The organism is Rhizobium sp. AC27/96 (assembly GCF_001692325.1).
Classification (GTDB): domain Bacteria; phylum Pseudomonadota; class Alphaproteobacteria; order Rhizobiales; family Rhizobiaceae; genus Rhizobium.
Map to the genome: position 1 here is coordinate 1 of NZ_LXKN01000057.1, position 3,743 is coordinate 3,743.

At 65.7% G+C, this 3,743-nt stretch carries 1 protein-coding gene; it reads right to left on the minus strand.

Annotated features, from left to right (window positions below; genetic code table 11):
- Window positions 1–10 precede the first annotated feature (10 nt).
- On the minus strand, window positions 11–3,743 hold a 3,733-nt coding region (locus A6U86_RS27735), incomplete at its 5' end, for a putative Ig domain-containing protein (RefSeq protein WP_068398101.1).

Genomic DNA, 3,743 nt, shown 5'->3' on the forward strand with positions numbered 1-3,743 from the left:
CTTCGTATTTTTAGAATTTCTTGCTTGCGGCGACTTTAGCGCCGACGGATTTCTGTCCGTCGCCTTCGATATTGAAGAGGATGCTGGTGTCGAGCATCCAGAAGTTGATGGTCTGCATGGACAGGCCGGCGGTGACGGCGCCGAAGGCGCCGGAGCCGTCGAGGGCGGAGTAGCCGCCGGTCAGCCCGAGCTTGGGTGTGAGCTTGGTTCCGCCCTCCAGGGTAAAGGAGCGGGCGATCTCGGCGCCGAGGCTGACGCGGAACTGGTCCTCGTTGAAGCCGTCAATGTCGATCCTGTCGCCGGCGCTGTTCTTGACGCTGTAATCGTCGACCTTTTCAGAGAAGTAGATCGCCCGCAGCTTCGGCGAGAGCGTGGTTTCCTCATCGAGGTTCCATTGGCCTTCGATCGAGGTGTCGGCCATCCAGCGTGTCGTGTCGAACGAGCCGTTCCAGAACTGGGTGTTGATGGTGTTGCTCGAGCCGCCATAGCGCAGGCTGCCGTTCCAGAACACGCCCTTGCCAAGCTCGAGCGAGGCATAGGGTCCGGCAAGCCAGCCATTGCCGGTCAGCTCGGTATCCTGGTCGGTCGGATCCGTCATCCGGTCGTAGTGGAAGGAAAGCCCGATCAGGGCCCTGTCGGAGAGCAGGTAATCCACGCCCATGCTGACCATGCCGAAGCTGCCCCACTTGCTGGTGCTGTCGTTTCTGCTTTTGTCGTTATGGGCAAGATAGGCGCCGTCGATCCAGACGTTGAAGGGGGCGGAGGCGGCATCGGGATCACCGGCGGCGGCGCGCATCTGCGACAGGCTGGTGGAGAAGCCGAACGTCATGCCCTCTTCCGATGGCATCATGCGTGCGGTGACGGGATCGGTCGCCTTCTCCATCTGCCGGCGCTGCAGCAGCCCCGGCACCTCGATGGTGTTGGCGATCATGTTCTGGCGGGACTGCACGAAGTCATGCACGAGATTGTCGATGTCCTGGGCAACCTTGCCGGCATCGTAATGGACATTGTAGGTCACCGTCGCGACGTTCGATGTCCCGAGCGCGCTGACGAGCCGGTAGCCGACGCGGACCTGGCCGGAATAGGCCGGGTTCAGCGTGAAGTGCAGATACCAGCCGACCGGGGCCGTGGCCGGGCCTGCCTGTGCGAGCTGCCCCTGGATGATCGTTGCCGTGCCGGCATTGGCGGGCTCGACGGATGCCAGGATTGCCGAGGTGAACGGACCGCCGGTCGCACCGCGATTGAGGTAGACGTCGGGCGGCGTCGATCCCTCCGGCACGTTGACGACCATGTCGAGAACGGTGACGGACCGGCTCTTGACCTTCAGCGTATAGGAGGCGCTTCCGGTTGCGCCGTTGCCGTCGCGGATCTGGATGGTGAAGCTGTAGTCGCCTTCGGTGCCGCCCGAGAGCGGCCCGGTCAGCTGGCCGGTGGAGATGTTGAGCACCAGGCCGTTCGGCAGGCTGCCGGAGGCAAGGCTGAAGATCTTCGTGCCGACGCCGCCTGTGACCGAGATCTGCTGGCTGTAGGCCTCCCCCGACATGGCATCGGGCAGGGCGCCGCCGGCCGGGCTGAACACGAAGGTGGTCGGCGGCGGCGAGATGGCGATCGTATAGGCAGCGGATGTCGTGGCGCTGTTGGCATCGGTGGCGGTGATGGAGAAGCTGTAGTTGCCGGGCGTCGTCGGCGTGCCGGTAATGGCGCCGGTCGCATGGTTGAGGGCGAGCCCGGTCGGCAGCGTGCCGGTGAGGCTGTAGCTGTAGGGGCTCGTTCCGCCCGAGGCGGTGACGGTCTGGCTGTAGGCGGTGGTAACGATGCCGGCCGGCAGGGCGCCGCTCGGCGGCGAGAAGGTCAGGGTTGGCGCGGTGATCGTCACGCTCACGCTTGCCGGCGCCGAGGTGCCGGAGGCGTTGGTGGCGGTATAGGTGAAGCTGTCGGTACCGGAATAGCCCGATGCCGGCGTATAGGTGATGGAGGTGCCTGAGGCGGTTGCCGTCCCATGCGCCGCCGCCCCTGCAATGGCGACCGAGGCCGGGGCACCACCGGTGATGTTGAGGGTAATCGGATTGTTCGAGGAATTGGCGGCGACGGTTGCCGCAACCGCATTGGCGACCGGCGGCTGGACGCTGACCGCCAGGCTATAGGCGCGCGATCCCGTGAACGGTCCCGAGCCGGTCGAGCTGTCCGTGGCCGTGATGGTGATGTTGAAGTTGCCTGATGCCGTCGGCGTGCCCGCAAGCACACCGGCAGAAGAGAGCGTCAGGCCGGTGGGCAGTGCGCCTGCCGTGATCGCATAGGAGTAGGGGCCGGTGCCGCCGGATGCGGTGACGGTCTGGCTATAGGCGGCGGCCACGGTTGCAGCCGGCAGTGTCGTCGGCGTGATGGCGATCGTCGGGGCGCCAACGGTCACGGTATAGGCCCTGGAGCCTGTGAAGGTCAGGCTGTCGGTGGCGAGAACCGTGAAGTTGAAGGTGCCGCCTGCGGTCGGCGTGCCCGCAAGCACACCGGCGGCCGACAGTGTCAGGCCGGTGGGAAGCGTGCCTGCCGACAGGCTGTAGCTGTAGGAGCCGATCCCGCCCGTGGCCGTCAGCGGTTGGCTGTAGGCGCCGGCGATTGCGCCGGAGGGCAATGTCGCCGGGTTGATGGTGATCGTCGGCGTGGTAACGGTCAGATTATAGGCGACAGAGCCGGTAAAATTGGCGCTGTCCTTGGCGGTAACGGTGAAGCTGGAGGTGCCGCCTGCCGTTGGCGTGCCCGATATGAGACCGGCGCTCGACAGGGTGAGGCCGTTCGGCAGCGTGCCGGATGTGACGGTATAGGTATAGGATCCAAGGCCGCCCGCGGCGGTAAGGGCCTGGCTGTAGGCGGTCCCGCCGCCCGCGGCGGGAAGCGTCGCCGGGGTAATGGTGATCGTCGGTGCGCCGATGGCCAGAGTATAGGCTCTGGAGGTGCTGAACGGTGCGCCGGTCCCGGTCGAGCTGTCCGTCGCGGTGATGGTGATGTTGAAGTTGCCGGCTGCGGTTGGTGTACCCGCAAGCACACCGGCCGGCGAAAGCGTCAGTCCGGCGGGAAGCGTGCCTGTCGTGATGGCATAGCTATAGGGCGTGGTGCCGCCCGATGCGGTCATGGTCTGGCTGTAAGCTGTCCCGGCCGTGCCTGCCGGCAGGGTGGGCGGGGCAAGCGCGATCGTCGGGGCGGACACCGAGATGCTGACGGTTGCCGGCGCAGACGTGCCGTCGAGATTGGTGGCGGTATAGGTGAAGCTGTCCGAACCGCTATAGCCCGAAGCCGGCGTATAGGTGATGGAGGTGCCCGATGCGGTCGCCGTCCCATGGGCTGCCGCACTTGCAACCGCAACGGAGAGCGGGGTGCCGCCGGTGATGTTGAGGGTAATGGGATTGGCCGAGGAGTTCTGCGCAACCGCCGCCGAGACGGCATTGGCGACTGGCGGATGGGCGGTCAGCACCAGGGTATAGCTTTTGGAGCCTGTGAAGGGTCCCGTGCCGGTCGAGCTGTCGGTGGCGTTGACGGTGAAGTTGAAGGTGCCGGCTGCAGTCGGCGTTCCCGAGAGGACGCCCGTCGACGCATTGAGGCTAAGCCCGGTCGGCAGCGTGCCGGTGCTGGCATAACTATACGGAGCCGTGCCGCCAGACGCCGTGATCGTCTCGCTGTAACCCGCATTCAGCGTCGCTGCACCAAGCGTCGCAGGCGTAAGCCCTATCGTCGGTGCCGATATCGTGAGG